Raw genomic sequence first — 17,937 nt, forward strand, 5'->3', positions numbered from 1 at the left:
AAATCTTTTTATTCGTGATTATTTTTTTTCAAGTTTAATCATCAGAACATCGTGGACCCCAATTTTAGCTTTCATACTTTTTGAAGTATCTCCCAAATTCTTGTGATTAAACAAATCTCTAATGCTATAGACATTGTGTTTTGGCTCTAACATTCTACCGTGAACATCATCTCCAATATCATGTTTGGCAAAATCAAAATCAATTTCTACCTCCTCATTCTTCATATTGACAAAAACCATTGCCCAAGCATTGTTAGCCAAAGGTTTTAACCATATTTCGATACCATTTTCATTAGTGAATCGGAATCCTTGGATTCCCAACTCATCCTGGTTGATGGCAACGACCTCCTTATTGGAAAGCGTTTTTATGGTTTCCTTGGTAGCACTTCTCAAATCGTTCCCCATAATTAACGGGGAGGTCATGATGCTCCACATGGCAAAATGGCTTCTGTCTTCCGCATCGGTCATTCCGTTTCCAACCTCCATCATATCCAAATCATTCCAATGACCAGGACCTGCAGCACTGCGAATGTCCTTACGCATATCAATGATTTTCCAGATTCCCCATGAAGACCAAGAACCATGTCCTACCTCACAATCCCAACAGTTGATGATATCACCTGTAACACGCCACAAATGTCCGATATCTTTAGCCCATTTCCAAGGCTCATTATCGCCCCATTCACAAATACTGAATACAACAGGTCTGCCTGCAGCCTTTAATGCGTCACGCATAGTCATATAGGCTCCTTCGGCATTTAATTTTTCTGTGTTACACCAATCGTATTTTAGATAGTCTACATCCCATGAGGCATAACTTCTGGCATCTTGATACTCGTACCCTCTACTTCCAGGATATCCCGCACAGGTTTGTGCCCCTGCACAATTGTACAATCCAAATTTCAACCCTTTGGAATGCACATAGTCTGCAACAGCTTTCATTCCATTTGGGAATTTTACAGGGTCTGGCACCAAATTACCATTTTCATCGCGCTCTTTAGCCATCCAACCATCATCAAGCACAATATATTCGTAACCTGCATCCTTCAAACCAAGCTCTACAAACTTATCTGCAATATCCTTTACCAATTGCTCATTGATATTGGTCCCAAAGGTATTCCAACTATTCCACCCCATTGGAGGAGTTTCTGCCAAACCGTCAAACTTTTGGGCTTGGATTTGTACGGTGACAAAAAGTAAAATAAGGGCAAAAATCTTTTTCATAAGTATAAATATTTTAAAAAATATTCCCTGCAAAGGTATTTTACAGGGAATAAAAAAACTAATTCAAATAAGTGTTATTAATCAATTTACTGAGCTTCAAAACGCACATTGTCTATGGCGAAATTCAACAAGACATCGGCTCCTTCGAAAGCCATTCCAAATTCCTGATCAATCAAACTGAAATCTGGCACTCCTAGGACAGAACAAGGAATAGTGACTGTAGTCCAGCCGCCATCGGTATCAAAATCTTCTCCGGTATCGGCCCACGGCTGCCAATTATAGAAGGCATCCACTCCGTCACCATCATGAAAACGAATCCTGAACATTCCCGCCGTAAGCGGTTCAATGGTCATGATATCGAATTTCAAAACATAGTCACTGATATTGTCAGCCACAGTATTTTGTCCGTTCAATGTGGAACCGTTTCTCCAGAAAAGATCTTGCCATCCGGTACCGCCTGTTTGGAAATTGGCTCTACCGTAGCTAGATCCATCCAAACTAATGGCTGCATCATTTTCGGCATTTACATTACCCCACCAAGGACCATTGGCATCCCAATCGAAGAATACCAAATCGGTATCATCTACAGGATCGACACCACCACAACCAGCAGTATCAAAACGCACATTATCTATAGCGAAGTTCAATAAGACATCGGCACCTTCAAAGGCCATTCCAAACTCTTGATCTACTAAACTGAAATCCGGAACTCCCAAAACAGATAAAGGAATTTCAATGGTTTCCCATCCATCTGTCTCTAAAGGCTCACCTGTGTCCACCCATGGCTGCCAGTTGTAAAAGGCATCGACACCATCTCCATCATGGAAACGAATTCTGAACATTCCAGCTGAAAGTGGCTCTATGGTTCTCAAATCGAATTTCAACACGTAATCATTCACGTTACTTCCAACGACATTTTGACCATTTAAAGTAGACCCGTTTCTCCAGAATAAATCCTGCCATCCAGTGCCCCCAGTTTGGAAGTTCGCTCTACCATAGCTAGACCCATCGATGCTTAGAGAAGCATCATTTTCCGCATTTACATTACCCCACCAAGGACCATTAGCATCCCAATCGAAGAACACCAATTCCGGATCCCCAACAGGACATAGACCACTTTCTCCTGTTTCAATTCCCAGAGCACCCGTTAAAGCATCAGGAACCAAAATTCTATTTATTTCATGCACTATCCCGTTAGTAGCCCCAATATTTGTATTTACGACCAAAGAAGGGATCGCCGCCTCAAAAGTTGGCAACAATCTAGGATCATCTCCACTTAAATCAACTGAAATGACGTCTCCATAAACCGTACTAATATCCCCACCATCCACAAACTCACTGGACATTAATGTTCCTACATGCAAATGGTAATTAACAATATCTGTCAAAACTGCTAATTCTTCAGGGGTATCAAAATCATCCAAACTTTCAAAGTTACCAGCAATAGCAAACAAGGCCAAAAAGGCATCATTATTAGGCGCAAATACGGTAAATTCATCTGTAGTTAAGGTTTCTGTTAAGCCAACCATTTCAACAGCCGAAGTAAATGACGTAAATCCTCTGTCGTTGCAACGCTCTACAATATTCAAAGTTGCACTCAACACCGATTGAAATATGGAATTCGGAATCAACACTTTATTCACACCATGTACCATACCGTTTACAGCTTGCACATCGGTCAGAACGATTTCACCATTATCATAAGAAGCATCATCGATTAAATTATCATTAATAGCGAATGTTTCTCCTTGCATCGTTGTTGGCGTAGTTCCATTCACTTCTTCACCTAACATATTTTCTCCAGCAACCACATGATACAACAATATTTCCTGCAATATTTCTACAGGCACATCACTCAATGAAGTCCATCCAAAAGCACCGTTAAGTTGAGCCAACAAGCTTTCAAAGGCCTCATTAGTTGGCGCAAATACGGTAAATGGATAGTTTTCATTTTCAGGATCCGATTCTGACAACGCTTCTCCCAAACCTGCCAACTCAATAGCTTCCACCAAAGAAGAATACTCAGGGTTTGCAGCAACATGATCAACTACAGTAGGAGGCAACAACACAGCATCCACGGTATGAAGCACCCCATTAGTAGTTCCTATGTCGTAAGCACCATCAACTAGAGAAGCCACACCATTGAACATCAATTCGGCATTGGCATTCGTGAAAAAACTCAAGTTATGACCATCTGGTCCCGTTGCCATTGTGCTCCTATATCCTGTTGTCATTGTAGTGGTGAAATCTGGAGTCACTGTACTAATGACATGGTTGAGCAAAGCATTTTCCAATTCTTCCTCCGTCAATGAAGACGTATCGATATTTCCAAAGGCCGAGTTATTTGGGGCAAAAACGGTATAGGTAGATGTCGTTCCCAAGGTTTCATCCAAACCTGCTTGCGCCAAGGCGTCGTTCAATAACGATAAGTCAGGAGTTTCAGAAATTACTTCAGAAATACTCCTTGGATCATTCCCCAAACTAGGAAACTGGTCATCGTCGTCCTTACATGCCGTAAAGCATGCCAAGGCCACAAACAAGAACGTGTTATATATTTTGGATACTTTCATTATAATTCTTTTTAATTAATATGTTTTAGTTGATTATAATACCGACAATGAATTATAGGAATCCAAAATCATCGATATAGAAAATATACTCAGCCAATCCAGTGTTGGATGACTCTTGGAAATCCAATCTGAAAATTGTACTTGGCGCTCCGTTTGGATAGAAATCCGACAACGGAATCACCACTTTGTTCCACTCTCCTGGAATCAATTGGATAGGTTGGTGCGTTGCGGCGCCATCAAAATCATTGATTGCCAAGGTTACAGTGTCTCCAGGTGCTCCAGTACCATACACCGATACAGTAATGGCATCAAACTGATTGAAAGGAATATTTGGCACCCAGAAAGTAAATCCAGACCAAGCCTCTCTAATACACTTGATAGAATACTGACCGATAGCATGCTCTGTAGAATACAAATCATGGGTTCCGCCCCATTCTCCTACCGTCCAATCTGGATGCAGATCATCTATATAAATTGAATATGAAAATCCATAAGAATCCGATCTGGCCACAGCGCCTCTGGTAGTTGCCAAATAGATATAGGCCTGCTCCACTCCGTCGGGAACTTTTACAGTAACAACTTCGGGAGTAATAGACACTATTTCTGCTTCCAACTCTACAAGGTTTCCATTTTCCTCAGAACCGCTTACAAAGGTTACCGTATCTGTATCGGTGAAATCACCTCCCATTAGGTGTACCAATTTTACACCGTCTACAGTTTCCTCTGTAAAGTCTGTAATGGTTAACAGGGAAAAATCGTATTCAACAGATCCTCCCAAGGTTTCCAAACGCAAAATATTAGGTTGATTTACGTAAGGTGCTTGTTCAGGAATGGTTACAAACGCAACATTATCTGTTACCAATGCTGGATTAAATCCTGATTGATATCCATTAAAGTATACTTTGAGCAAGCTACCTAAATAGTTTCCTCTAATAATATAAGTGCCCTCCAAAACTCCTTGAGTTACGGCAACGTCTTCCGTTACTTCACTCACACTAGTAATCACTGGTGGCTTTGAAGCATCAGGCGTGGGAGCGTCTTTAAAGTCATTTTCACAAGATGTCAACTGCAATGCTGCAATTATCATTACCATAAACCATCTTGCCTTCTGTAAGTTTATATGCATTGTTTTCATAGTCTTCTTTTTATTCAAAATCGTAAGGTACCGGTGACTCCAATAGAGCTGGGTTATTCTCAATCTCGTTGTTTGGATATGGGAACAACAAATCATCCATTGTTGCTGTATAAGTTTCCGACCAAACAGAAGGTGGATCAGTATCATTGTTATAAGTACCTCTTTCGGTATTGCTTAAGAAATTCAAGGCGAAATTTGGCCCACGTCTTACTACATCGTACCAAAATTCAGACTCATAAGCCAACTCAATTCGTCTTTCATTGAACACATCATCCAAAGTTGGATTTGGCTTATCTGCCAATCCAGCTCTACGTCTCACCTTATTGAAGGACGCAATGCCATCGGCTGTAGAGCCACCTCCGCTTAAAGCCGCTTCAGCATGAATTAACAACAACTCTCCATAACGTAAAATATAGGTGTTGTTCGGATAACTTTGCGCGGCACCACCACCATTGGTAGCAGCATTACCTACTACATATTTTTTAACGCCAGCATTGGTTCCTTGGTGACTGATATTTTCAGACACTGTATATCCATCATTTAAATCTGGATAATAAGCCCCTGGCGCCATAATGGTAGCATAATATCTCTCATCCAATTCCGTATCCTCATAAGCTTGCTGCAAGTCTATTGAAGGTCCTACTGCAGACCATCCATCGGAGAATCCCGTTACACCAGCTGGCGCAAACAAGGATTGCAATCCATTCCCTTCAGCCCACACTCCTGTGTTGGTCCATTGTAAGGCAATGATAGATTCTGGATTATTGTCATTTGCCGTTAGAAAAAGGTCGTAGTAGCTTCCTGCAGGGTCCCCATCTTCGGCATCACCTCCATAAAGTTTAAATTCACCTGAATTAATCACTTCGCTCGCCAATTGATACGCCATGGTATAGTTTTGCTCATATAAATATACCTTCGCCAATAAGGCTTTAGCAGACCCGCTAGAGAGTTTGGCATTGGCATCATAGTTGGAACCTCTTACTTTTTCATAACAATTGTCAATGGCAAACTCCAGGTCTCTTTTGATGAACTCATACACATCAGATTCTGGGTTACGTGGCACCACAGGCTCCAAAACATATTCGTTATTATCCGCAATAATTGGAATTGAACCAAAAATTCTAACCAAGTAAAAATAAGCGGCAGCTCTAATTACGCGAGCTTCCCCTAAGGCATTATTAACTACATCTACCGGAACATCTGCCGCTACTTTTTCCGGCAAGGTGTTAATTACAGCATTACTTTGTGCAACCACGGCATATAAAGACTCCCAAGCTTGGGTTAAAGTTCCATGCTCTCCTGTGATGGCAAAGTTCATAAAATCCCCATTTCTAGGATCCCAAGTACGTCCGTTCCCAGAACTGATTTCTCCAATACACCAAGACACATTGGTTACAAAATTGTACCAAGGCCTTGTGTAAAGCGCATTAGTTGCTGCATTGACCTGCTCGGTAGTTTGATAAAATTCATCAACGTTATATGAATCCTCCGGTGGCCTATCCAAGAAATCTCCCGTACAGGACCACAAGCCCAACACCACCGTTAACACGGCTACAAGTTTCGTTTTAAATAGTCTGTTTGTATATGTATTCATAGCTGATGTTTTTAAAATTCTAAATTAAATCCTAGCGTGAAAATCCTTGGGGTTGGATAACGTCCGTTGTCCACACCCATAAGTAGCGCATTTTGGTTATACACCCCAACTTCTGGATCGTATCCCGAGTAGTTGGTGAAGGTGTAAAGGTTTTGGATCATTCCATAACATCTCAATCGGTTAATACCTACAGATCTTGTTACATCTACTGGCAAAGTATACCCAAGGGTCACGTTTTGAATTCTCAAATAAGACCCATCTTCGATATAGCGATCGGAAATATTAATGTTTGGCGTGTCATTTCTAGCCAGTCTTGGAGAACTTGCATTTGGATTGTCTATTGACCAATAATCCAAAACTGAAGGCGACTGGTTGGTATGTGTTGCATTACCTGCAGTTAAGTTTCTTGCCACTGCATTAAACACATCATTTCCATAAGATCCTTGCATGAAAATGGAAAGATCTAAGTTTTTATAGTTGAATGAGTTTTGGAATCCAAATGTAAAGTCTGGGTGAGGATTACCAATCACAGTTCTATCGTTGGTATCAATCACGCCATCACCATTCACATCCTTAAACTTCAAGTCTCCTAACCAAGTAGTAGAGAATAAAGCATCTTCAAAAGGACGTCCAAATTGTATTGGAGCGCCTTCCATATCTTCTACGGTTCTAAACATGCCTTCCACTTGGTACCCGTAAAACATCCCGATTGGCTCACCTACCTCGGTAATGGTTATAATCTGGTTGGAAGTGTTCATGGTAACCGTCCCGTAAATGGTCAAATCACCTAGAAGTTCGTTAACTCTGTTTTCATACTTCGAAAACGTTAAAGAGGAATTATATGAAAAATCCCCGCTTCCAATAGTTTTATAGCTTAAGGTAACATCAACCCCTTTATTTTGCATTTCCCCAAGGTTTACCCAAGGTGCCCCAATGGATCCTGGAGAATTACCACCGGTAACAAAATCAGTAACCGCCAATTGGTACAAGAAATCCTTAGATACCTTGTTGTACACCTCAACTGTTGCCCCGAAACGAGAATCAAACAAAGAGAAGTCCAAACCAAAGTTGGTTTGTTGCGAAGATTCCCATTTTAAATCTTCGTTGGCAAAATTGGCAAATTCAAAACCTGTTCCCAAGCCTGTGGATATGGTATTCAATCTTGCTCCATAAGCAAAGTTTGGAATGGCCTGATTACCTACCTCTCCGTAACCTCCATAAAGCTTAATGTTCTGTATGGCATCAAAATCGTTCATAAAGTTTTCATTGGACAATCTCCAAGATCCCGAAATAGATGGGAAATACCCCCATTTTTTGCCATCGGCAAATTTCGAAGATCCATCCGCCCTTAAAGAAGCCGTGATATTATAACGACTATCGAAGGAATAAATCACCCTTCCAAAGAAAGAAGACAAAGCGGCGCTACCTTTATATTGTTCGTTGTTGTCATTGGCATCACCAGTACCCAAGATTGGCACATCGTTACTCACGAAATCTCCATCACTTCCAATGACACCTTCCCATTTGGACTCCTGAGCTTCTTGCCCTAGTAATACTGTTAAATCATGCTTATCATTAAAACGATCATTATAGGTCACCAAGTTTTTAACAATCCAAAAATCGTTATTTTCTCTTCTTACATTCAAAGAACTCTCCCCTCCAGTAATTTCACCATATGTGAAAGTAGGCTGGAATCTGTCACTTAAATTAAAACCAAAGTCACCACCAAATTCAGCCCTATAGGTAATTTTATTTCCTAATTGGATATCAGCAAACATATTTCCGAAAAGACGGTTACGGGTCAAGGTATTCTTAAGGCTTAAGGCCTTTGCAATAGGATTCTCGTTTTTGTAGTCATCATCAGCATCAGGACCTGCAAATGACCCATCCGGATTATAGACCGCGGTAGCTGGGTTGTTCATTAAAGATAAGAAAACAATCCCGTTTGTCGCGTTGTTCAATGTTAATTTGTCATTGGTTCTACTGGCAGTCAAGTTAGCTCCAACCGTAATTTTGTCGGTTACTTTAGCCGATATGTTAGAGCGAATATTGATCCTATCAAACCCAGAACCGATCACCGTTCCTTCTTGATCCAAAAACCCTGCAGATATGAAGTAATTCATATTGTCGTTTCCTCCTGAGAAAGACAGCTCATGACTTTGCATCAAGGCATCATCAAAAATGGCACTTTGCCAATTGGTACCTTCTCCCAACAAACTAGGGTTGGCAAACTCAGGCTGAAGATTTAACCCATAAATAGTACCAATTTCATTTTGCAATCTTGCATATTGCTGCAAGTTCATTACGTCAATAAAGTTGGTAGGACGCTGGATAGCCATAAAGGTATTGTACTTAAGCGATCCCTTTTTGTTTTTTCCACTTTTAGTAGTGATGATTACTACCCCGTTAGCACCTCTAGAACCGTAGATAGCCGTTGCAGAAGCATCCTTTAAAACGTTCAACGTCTCAATATCATTTGGATTCAGTGCCGCCAATGGACTTACGTCTGTAGCACCATCTCCTTGACCAATATTGTTATCGGCAATGGAACGCCCACTGGTAGCAATATTATTGGTATCCCCAGAAATTGGCACGCCATCAATAATATACAAAGGCTCACCAGATCCAGAAATGGTATTCACCCCACGGATCCTAACGGACACCGCACTACCTGGCTGCCCAGAGTTAAGAGTAACGTTCACCCCAGAAGCACGACCTTGAATCAACTGGTCCACACTCACTTGTGGCATGTTCTGAATAGCTTCAGCATCTACAGTTGCTACGGAACCACTGAGGTCCTCCTTCAATTGTGACCCATAACCAATGACCACAACTTCCTGAAGACTCTCCAAGTTTTCTTTAAGGGTAACATTCACAACAGTCCTTCCTCCTACAGAAACTTCCTGCGTCACAAATCCTAGGTAACTAAAAACCAAAGTCGCATTTTGCTTGACATTAATTGCATAGTTCCCATCAAAATCTGTAACAGCACCAACCGTTGTGCCCTTCACCAAAATGTTCACCCCTGGCAGCGCCATCCCATTTTCATCACTGACTGTTCCAGTGACTTGAGATTGTGCAAAGGCAAATTGTCCCGCCAGAAAAAAGAACAAAAAGGCGTAACAATATTTTGTACACCTATAAATGTTTTTCAGATCAAATTTTCGCATGTTGTTAAAGTGTTAGTACAGTATATTTAAGTAATTTTAATTTTAAGCGCCTTATAATTGATATTAATACAAATAATTAATGAGTTTTTTATCATATCCAAATTTAGCTCAAATGTTAAGCTACTGTTAATATTATTTTGTCATTTACCTATAAAATATTTCACCTATAGCTAAAATAATTAAGCCACACCTGCTTTAAAGAACACAAAAAGCTAACCCACAACAGCTTAAACAGCAATAAGACACTAAAACAAAATCACACCATACACCTCCACTTTAACTTTCATCCCTTTCTTACAGAATCCGTTTAATACCTGAGAATTCGTTTTTATATTGACTTGGCGTACAATTTTTAAGCTTTTTGAACACCCTATTAAAATTCGCAATGTTGTTAAACCCTGAATTAAATGCGATTTCGGAAATACTCATTTCCTTCTCCAAAAGCCACATCGAGGCATAGCCAATCCTTACATCATTTACATAATCCACAAAGGTTTTTCCGGTTCTCTTTTTCATAAAACGGTTAAATGACACATTGCTCATATTCACCAATTCCGCCACTTCCGAAAGGGAAATTTTCTTTTCAAAATTATCCTGCACAAACTCATATACAATTTTGATCTTATCACTATTCTCAAAATTGTCTCGATTCACAGTATAGGTCGACAAAAGCCTTTGATTTCGAGAGTTGGCGAGATCGTGAAGAATAGATACCAACTCCAAAAAATAGTCCATCCCATCCAATTTAGACACCTGCCCCAGACGCTCCCCAATTTCGGCAGCCGTCTTTTTGGAAAACAGAATCCCATGGATGGATCTTTCAAACATATCCTTAATGGACTTCATTATTTTTCTGGACAACAACTCCTTGTTCAAAAGGTTTTCATGAAACTGAATAGTCACCTCATGAATGGCTTCACTTTTACAATCATGAGTCAACCAACCGTGATGCAGATTAGGCCCAACAAGTACCAACTCCACATCGTCAATCACCTCTACACTATCCCCAACAACACGTTTAACCCCTTTGCCATTACTGATAAAATTGAGCTCGTACTCTGGATGGAAATGAATGGGAAAATCAAAATCATTCTTAATTCTGTCAAACACTAAGAAGCTATCTTCTGGAGATAAGGGCGTAATCTCGCGATGCACCTTTTTAAGTATGTCCATTTAATTTGCAATTATATTGTAACATATTGATAAAATAATATCATGAATATGTTAGCTGTATGTTTAATTTTGAATACTGTAATTTTTACTTAACAAAAATAGATATTTTACAATTATACCGCATAAAAATATCAAATAACTAAATCAAGTCACAAAAAATGCAGATTATCATTAATAAAAATGCATTCACAAAGAAATTTGTAATTCTATTTTTAGCTCTCAACTTCGCTTGTGCGCAAGCCCAACATAAAGAAGCTCCAGAATTGCAACTTTCTGACAAAAAAGTATCAAAAAGTGTAAAAAATCTTTATCAAAAATTGGAAGCCACTACCAAAAAAGGCTTCGCAATAGGACACCAAGATGCTACTTCTTATGGATTAGGATGGCTTTACGAGCAAAGCCCTACAACCATAAAAAGTGACGTTTATGAGGTCTGCGGAGATTATCCAGCCGTTTATGGTTTTGACATAGGCCACCTTGAACTTGGAGATGATAGAAATCTGGATTCGGTACCTTTTAAATTAATGAGAGACCTAATCATAGATGCACACAAAAAAGGAGGCATCATCACCATAAGCTGGCATTTGGACAATCCCACTTCTGGAGGAAACTCTTGGGATAAAACATCTGCTGTTCAAGACATCATCAAAGGAGGTAAACACAGAGACACCTATGAACTTTGGGTTTCCAGAGTGGCCGATTTCATGAAATCACTCAAAACTGAAACCGAAATGGTTCCTGTCATTTTTAGACCCTTCCACGAAATGAACGGCTCTTGGTTTTGGTGGGGAGAAGGCAACTGCAGCGCTGAAGATTACAAAACGCTTTGGATAGAAACTCTTGAACTTTTAAGAGACAAACACGAAGTTCACAACCTGCTTTATGCCTATTCCCCAAACAAACTTAACCCTACAGACGATTACCTTAAATACTACCCCGGCGACAATTATGTGGACATATTGGGAATTGACATTTACGACTTTAAAAATTCGGAAGATTATATAAAATCAGTTGTGAATGATTTAAAAATCGTAAAAAATATCGCCTCCCAAAAAGGAAAACTATATGCTTTTACGGAAACTGGTTTAGAAACCTTATCCACCCCAAATTGGTTTACCGAAGTATTGTACCCAACTATTGAAAATACTGGCATAGCCTGGGTATTGTTTTGGAGGAACGCCCGAACCGACCACCATTATATGCCCTACAAGGGCCACCCTAGCGAAAATGACTTTAAAACCTTTAAAGCCCTTCCTAAAACTTTATTTTTGCAGGACATAAAAAACTAACTTATGAAATTATTGCACACCGTTGATATTGTTATCATCCTATTGTATTTGGCAACCATTGTATTTATAGGACTTTACCTTAGGAAAAGAGCACAAAAAAGTAAAGACGATTATTTATTGGGAGGAAAATCCATTCCTTGGTACATGTTGGGTCTTTCCAATGCCTCAGGAATGTTCGACATTTCAGGAACTATTTGGCTGGTAACCCTCATGTTTGTGTACGGAATTAAAAGCGCATGGATTCCATGGCTATGGCCCGTATTCAATCAAATATTCTTGATGGTCTACCTTTCCAAATGGCTCAGACGATCTAATGCCACAACCGGTGCCGAATGGATTGGGACGCGCTTTGGCTTCAAAAAAGGCGCAAAACTTTCCCATATTATTGTAGTGATTTTTGCCCTTATCATGTGTTTGGGATATCTAGCCTATGGCTTTATAGGTCTAGGAAAATTCATCGAAATTTTCATTCCTTGGGAAATGGTCAGCAACTATGTGCCATTTAATGTCACCCCAGAATACGTACCACATTTCTACGGAACCATCTTCACCCTGTTCGCCGTGTTCTATTCCCTATTGGGAGGAATGTCCGGAATTGTTTGGGCCGATGTGGTGCAATTTGCCATCATGACCATTGCCGCTTTAGTTATTGGATATCTAGGATTCCACGCCGTAGGCACCCAAGGACTCACAGTTCCAGAAGGATGGGACAGCCCGTTCTTTGGCTGGGAACTTAATTTGGACTGGAGCAATATCATCCCTGAAGTCAATCAAAAAATCAAGGAAGACGGTTTTGGACTCTTTACTATTTTCTTTATGATGATGGTCTTCAAAGGTGTTTTGGTGAGTGTTGCCGGACCTGCACCAACCTACGACATGCAAAAAATTCTATCCACAAAATCGCCTGCCGAAGCATCTAAAATGAGTGGATTTGTTTCGGTTATTTTAATGCCAATCCGCTATTTAATGATTGCTGGGTTTGCCGCTTTAGCCTTGATCTACTACGAAAAACTGAACTTGGAAAATGCCGCTGGAAATATCGATTTTGAATTGATCCTACCAACAGCCATCATGCAATTTGTACCGGTTGGCCTACTTGGACTTTTATTGGCAGGATTAATTGCCGCCTTCATGTCCACTTTCGCAGGAACTTTGAATGCCGCGCAAGCCTATTTGGTAAATGACATCTACCTAAAATACAAGGCCCCAAATGCCAGCAGCAACCAAATTAAAAACATGAACTACATCACGGGTATATTGGTAGTACTTATCAGTATTGTTTTGGGCTTCTTCGCTAAAGACGTTAATTCTGTACTGCAATGGATTGTTTCTGTACTTTACGGAAGTTATGTAGGCGCCAATATCCTAAAATGGTATTGGTGGCGCTTTAATGGAGAAGGCTTTTTCTGGGGAATGGCCGCAGGTTTGTTATCCGCCGCCATCATTCCAGAGCTGTTCCCAAATGTTTTAGGACTTTACCTATTTCCGCTCCTTTTAATCATTTCTTTGATAGGATGTATAATAGGCACCTACTCCGCACCACCAACCGACGAGGAAGTATTGAAAACTTTCTACAAAAACGTACGCCCGTGGGGATTCTGGAAACCAATTCACGATAAACTGGAAGCCGAAATTCCTGGATTCAAAAAAAATACAGACTTTGGAAGAGACATGTTCAATGTGCTTATTGGTACCATTGCCCAAACGGTTTTGGTAATTCTTCCAATGTATCTCATTTTCAGACAGACATTACCAATATACATTTCAATAGCCATTTTAATTGTTTGTGTGTTCCTATTGAAAAAATATTGGTGGAATAATTTAGAAGAAAAATTAGACTAAGATGATGCAAAACGATGTTTACCCTGTTGGCTCCAAACTTCAAAAAGTTAAGGAAGAATTTGACGCATTGATCGCTCAAAAAAACGAAGCTGTTTTCAGCTCTAACGGCATATACAACCGCTATAAAAACCCTATTGTAACAGCTGCTCATGTGCCGCTACATTGGCGATTCGATTTAAACGAAACAACCAATCCAAATGCTTTGGAACGCATTGGCTTTAATGCCACCTTTAATGCAGGCGCCATAAAATGGAAGGACAAATACGTGTTATGTGTAAGGGTTGAAGGAAACGACAGAAAGTCCTTTTTCGCTATGGCCGAAAGCGACAACGGGATTGACAACTTTCAATTTTGGGACCAACCTTGCGTGATTCCTCAAATTGAAGGCAATCCAGATACCAACGTCTACGACATGCGCTTGACCCAGCACGAGGACGGCTGGATCTACGGCATCTTTTGTACCGAACGCAAAGACCCCGATGCCCCTGCTGGAGACACCAGTGCAGCAGTAGCCAATGCAGGAATTGTTCGCACCAAAGATTTATTGACTTGGGAACGCCTGCCTGACCTTATTTCCAATACAGGACAACAGCGCAATGTAGTAATGCACCCAGAATTTGTAAATGGCAAATACGTATTTTATACCAGACCTCAGGACGGTTTCATCAGTGTTGGAAGTGGCGGAGGAATTGGTCTTGGCTTCATTGAAGACATGAATAACCCGGCGGTAGAAAATGAAACCATCATCAACAACAAAGAATACCATACCGTTTACGAATTGAAAAATGGCTTGGGGCCAGCCCCAATCAAAACCGACAAAGGATGGCTACACTTGGCTCACGGTGTTCGTAACACTGCAGCTGGACTGCGCTATACCTTGTACATGTTCATGACAGATTTAAATGACATTTCCAAAGTAACGCATCAACCCGCTGGTCATTTTATGGGACCTACCGGCAATGAGCGTGTAGGCGATGTTTCCAACGTTTTGTTTGTAAATGGATGGATTGAAGATACAGATGGAACGGTTTATATCTACTATGCTTCTTCAGACACTAGAATGCATGTGGCCACTTCTACCGTTGACAAATTGGTCGATTATGTCACCAACACTCCCGAAGACACCTTTATTTCGGCAGGATCGGTGCAAAACATCATTGACCTCATCAATAAAAATAAGGCATTATAATGCTTGAGGCATATAAAAATTTACAACAGGAGCTTGCTGCTGAACTGAAACGCATCCTTAATTATTGGGTAGATAATACGCTCGATATGGAATTTGGTGGTTTCGTTGGAACAAGAAATCATTTCAATGAGTTAGTCCCATTGGCTTCCAAAGGAATTATTTTGAACACGCGCATTTTATGGTCATTTTCAGCAGCCTACAATCATTTAAAAACAGACACTTACAAAGACATTTGCGATAGAGCCTTTACATACCTAAACGACTATTTTAGGGATACAATTCATAAAGGTTTGTTTTGGGAACTCGATTATACGGGAGCTCCCATCAACAAACGTAAACAGGTATACGCACAAGCATTTGGGATTTATGCGCTATCTGAATATTATCTATTAAGCAGTGATGAAGCTTCCAAACAATGGGCTATTGAATTGTTTCAACTTTTGGAAACCCACACCAAGGATACCGAGCGCAAGGGCTATTTAGAAGCTTTCAATGAAGATTGGAAGCCTATTGAAGATATGCGCTTGAGCGAAAAAGACATGAACGCCGCTAAAACCATGAACACCCACCTTCATGTTTTGGAAGCCTACACTTCATTACTAAAAATTCATGACCACCCAAGCTTAAGGGCTTCGCTTCAAGAGCTCATAAGATTGTTCAATGACACCTTTTTAAACAAAACCAATCACTACGATTTATTTTTTGATGAAGAGTGGAAACTCTTGAGCAACACAATCTCCTATGGGCACGATATAGAAACTGCTTGGCTGGTAATTGAAGCCGCAAAATCACTTGGAGACGACGCACTGATTAAAGAATGTGAAGCCATTGCTATTCAAGTAGCGGATGCTTTTCTTGCGGAAGGCATTGACAAGGAAGGCGCGGTTATCAATGAAAAGAACCTAACTACCAATCATATTGACCTTGATCGTCACTGGTGGCCGCAGGTAGAAGCTTTGATCGGCCTCAATTATGCCTATCATATAAGCAAAGATCAAAAGTATCTTTCAGCTTCTCTACCTATTTGGGAATTCACCAAAACCCATTTGATAGACCACAAAAATGGAGAGTGGCATTTTAGGGTTAATGACAAAGGAATACCTTATGAAAACGAGGACAAAGTTAGCATGTGGAAGGCACCATACCACACATCGCGCGCCTGCATCATGTTGAGTCCAAAACCATAACACCATGAAAACACTTGCCAAATTAGCAATACTAACCACTATCTTTTGGACCCTGTTCAATTGTTCAAGCGATAGCGACTCCGATGGAGATGGAGACATCCTTCCAAAGGTGAGTATTGCCGCTACAAACAGCACCGCAGAGGAACCAGGCACCAACAGTTCTTTCAAACTAACGCTTACAGGAGCCTCCAGTTCCGCCACCACGGTAACGTTAAACATCAACGGAAGTGCCACCAATGGAGAAGATTATCAAGCCATTTCCAACACGGCAACCATTCCTGCAAACACTACAAGTTTCACAATTCCTTTAACCATTATCGACGATCTCGAAACCGAAGGAGATGAAACCGTAGAAATTGAAATTATAGAGGTGAGCAGCAATGCAATTATTGGCAACCCAAATTCGGCTGCGATCACCATTTCGGAAATTCCAGAAGACTTTATTTTACAGGCAGAGAACACCCCAAATTACATGGTCAACCCAAATGCCACGGCCGAAACTGTAGCCTTGTTCTACAACCTAAAGACATTATCCAGAACCAAATTCATCGTTGGACAACAAGACGCTTTCAGCAGTTTTTACAATAACAATTCTGGGGATTCGGATATCAAGAAAACTACAGGAAGTGACCCCGGTTTAATTGGACTGGATTTTATGTTTATTACAGACGACCAAAACGATGGTTCCTCTGGAAATTGGTTCTACCAACAGGAACAACAAATAACTTCCCACGCCATTGAAGCTTACAACAAAGGCATGGTTGTCGGGTTTACATGGCACCTAAGAGAGCCTTATGAAGGCGAACATTTCTACACTAGTGAAATGACCGAATTCCAAAAAAACAACGCCTTTAAAAGCATCCTTCCCGGAGGCGCCAACCATGACTACTACAAGGAAAAACTCAACAAAGTAGGAGAAGTGGCCAATAATATGATTGGTTCAGACGGAAAGAAAGTCCCATTTATCTTTAGGCCTTTCCACGAATTTGACGGCAATTGGTTTTGGTGGGGAGAAGCCTATTGCACGGCCCAAGAGTTTAAAACGGCATGGCAGTTTACCGTCACTTACCTTAAGGACACTTTAAGCGTGGACAACATTTTATTTGCCTTTGCCCCAGATAATCAATTTAATTCTTCCGTAGAATATTTGTCTAGATATCCTGGCGATGCTTATGTTGACATCTTAGGAATGGACAACTATGGCGATTTCAACAATCAGGGGCAAAGTGGTGTGACCGCTGCCAACAACAAGCTTAAAATCGTTTCGGATTTGGCTAAGGAGAAAGTAAAAATTGCCGCCCTTACGGAAACCGGCTATTTTGTGACCCCTGGAGAAAACAATCCAATTTCCAACTTCTATTCTACAAATCTATACAACGCCATTTCCGAAAACAACAACCATGTTGCCTACATGATGTTTTGGAGCAATAGCGAAAATACGTATTGCACCCCTGCGCCTGGACAATCGGATGTGACGGATTTTATAGAATTTACAGACAAACCAAAATCTACGCTGGAAAATGAACTTCCAGACATGTATTCATTACCATAACCATTAAACAAT

At 40.5% G+C, this 17,937-nt stretch carries 11 protein-coding genes; 5 read left to right on the forward strand and 6 right to left on the reverse strand.

Annotated features, from left to right (window positions below; all coding sequences use genetic code 11):
• Positions 1-18 precede the first annotated feature (18 nt).
• From ZA06_RS04655 to ZA06_RS04680, 6 genes are all read right to left on the reverse strand, one after another.
• A complete protein-coding gene (locus ZA06_RS04655; protein WP_053976221.1) occupies positions 19-1,224 on the reverse strand; it encodes a glycoside hydrolase family 27 protein in 1,206 nt (401 codons plus the stop codon).
• An 86-nt stretch (positions 1,225-1,310) separates the two neighbouring features.
• Complete coding sequence (locus tag ZA06_RS04660; RefSeq protein ID WP_053976222.1) at positions 1,311-3,794, reverse strand: glycan-binding surface protein; 2,484 nt, start codon at positions 3,792-3,794, stop codon at positions 1,311-1,313.
• A 52-nt stretch (positions 3,795-3,846) separates the two neighbouring features.
• Positions 3,847-4,929, reverse strand: coding sequence for a CIA30 family protein (locus tag ZA06_RS04665; protein ID WP_053976223.1), 1,083 nt, complete (start codon positions 4,927-4,929; stop codon positions 3,847-3,849).
• Positions 4,930-4,939: 10 nt separating this feature from the next.
• On the reverse strand, positions 4,940-6,523 hold the full coding sequence (locus ZA06_RS04670) for a RagB/SusD family nutrient uptake outer membrane protein (protein ID WP_053976224.1): 1,584 nt from the start codon (positions 6,521-6,523) through the stop codon (positions 4,940-4,942).
• A gap of 11 nt (positions 6,524-6,534) precedes the next feature.
• Complete coding sequence (locus tag ZA06_RS04675; protein WP_205625693.1) at positions 6,535-9,636, reverse strand: SusC/RagA family TonB-linked outer membrane protein; 3,102 nt, start codon at positions 9,634-9,636, stop codon at positions 6,535-6,537.
• A 351-nt stretch (positions 9,637-9,987) separates the two neighbouring features.
• Positions 9,988-10,866, reverse strand: coding sequence for an AraC family transcriptional regulator (locus tag ZA06_RS04680; protein ID WP_053976226.1), 879 nt, complete (start codon positions 10,864-10,866; stop codon positions 9,988-9,990).
• A 158-nt stretch (positions 10,867-11,024) separates the two neighbouring features.
• On the opposite strand from ZA06_RS04680, the gene ZA06_RS04685 reads away from it, so the two are divergent.
• Genes ZA06_RS04685 through ZA06_RS04705 form a run of 5 tightly spaced genes read left to right on the forward strand, consistent with a single transcriptional unit; the run spans position 11,025 to position 17,925 of the window.
• Positions 11,025-12,155 carry a glycoside hydrolase family 26 protein gene (locus ZA06_RS04685; RefSeq protein ID WP_053976227.1) on the forward strand — a complete coding sequence of 377 codons (1,131 nt, stop codon included), beginning with the start codon at positions 11,025-11,027 and terminating at the stop codon, positions 12,153-12,155.
• A gap of 3 nt (positions 12,156-12,158) precedes the next feature.
• On the forward strand, positions 12,159-13,997 hold the full coding sequence (locus ZA06_RS04690) for a sodium:solute symporter family protein (protein WP_053976228.1): 1,839 nt from the start codon (positions 12,159-12,161) through the stop codon (positions 13,995-13,997).
• 1 nt (position 13,998) lies between these two features.
• Complete coding sequence (locus ZA06_RS04695) at positions 13,999-15,186, forward strand: glycoside hydrolase family 130 protein (protein WP_394332243.1); 1,188 nt, start codon at positions 13,999-14,001, stop codon at positions 15,184-15,186.
• On the forward strand, positions 15,186-16,373 hold the full coding sequence (locus ZA06_RS04700) for an AGE family epimerase/isomerase (protein ID WP_053976229.1): 1,188 nt from the start codon (positions 15,186-15,188) through the stop codon (positions 16,371-16,373). The genes ZA06_RS04695 and ZA06_RS04700 overlap by 1 nt, the downstream gene beginning before the upstream one ends.
• 4 nt (positions 16,374-16,377) lie before the next feature.
• A complete protein-coding gene (locus tag ZA06_RS04705) occupies positions 16,378-17,925 on the forward strand; it encodes a glycosyl hydrolase (protein ID WP_053976230.1) in 1,548 nt (515 codons plus the stop codon).
• Positions 17,926-17,937: the final 12 nt, after the last annotated feature.

This window comes from Mangrovimonas xylaniphaga (genome assembly GCF_001280435.1).
Classification (GTDB): Bacteria; Bacteroidota; Bacteroidia; order Flavobacteriales; family Flavobacteriaceae; genus Mangrovimonas_A; species Mangrovimonas_A xylaniphaga.

Coding starts and splice junctions, on each gene's coding strand:
- ZA06_RS04655 (WP_053976221.1), bottom strand. CDS start 1,224: ATGAAAAAGATTTTTGCCCTTATTTTACTTTTTGTCACCGTACAAATC.
- ZA06_RS04660 (WP_053976222.1), bottom strand. CDS start 3,794: ATGAAAGTATCCAAAATATATAACACGTTCTTGTTTGTGGCCTTGGCA.
- ZA06_RS04665 (WP_053976223.1), bottom strand. CDS start 4,929: ATGAAAACAATGCATATAAACTTACAGAAGGCAAGATGGTTTATGGTA.
- ZA06_RS04670 (WP_053976224.1), bottom strand. CDS start 6,523: ATGAATACATATACAAACAGACTATTTAAAACGAAACTTGTAGCCGTG.
- ZA06_RS04680 (WP_053976226.1), bottom strand. CDS start 10,866: ATGGACATACTTAAAAAGGTGCATCGCGAGATTACGCCCTTATCTCCA.
- ZA06_RS04685 (WP_053976227.1), top strand. CDS start 11,025: ATGCAGATTATCATTAATAAAAATGCATTCACAAAGAAATTTGTAATT.
- ZA06_RS04690 (WP_053976228.1), top strand. CDS start 12,159: ATGAAATTATTGCACACCGTTGATATTGTTATCATCCTATTGTATTTG.
- ZA06_RS04695 (WP_394332243.1), top strand. CDS start 13,999: ATGATGCAAAACGATGTTTACCCTGTTGGCTCCAAACTTCAAAAAGTT.
- ZA06_RS04700 (WP_053976229.1), top strand. CDS start 15,186: ATGCTTGAGGCATATAAAAATTTACAACAGGAGCTTGCTGCTGAACTG.
- ZA06_RS04705 (WP_053976230.1), top strand. CDS start 16,378: ATGAAAACACTTGCCAAATTAGCAATACTAACCACTATCTTTTGGACC.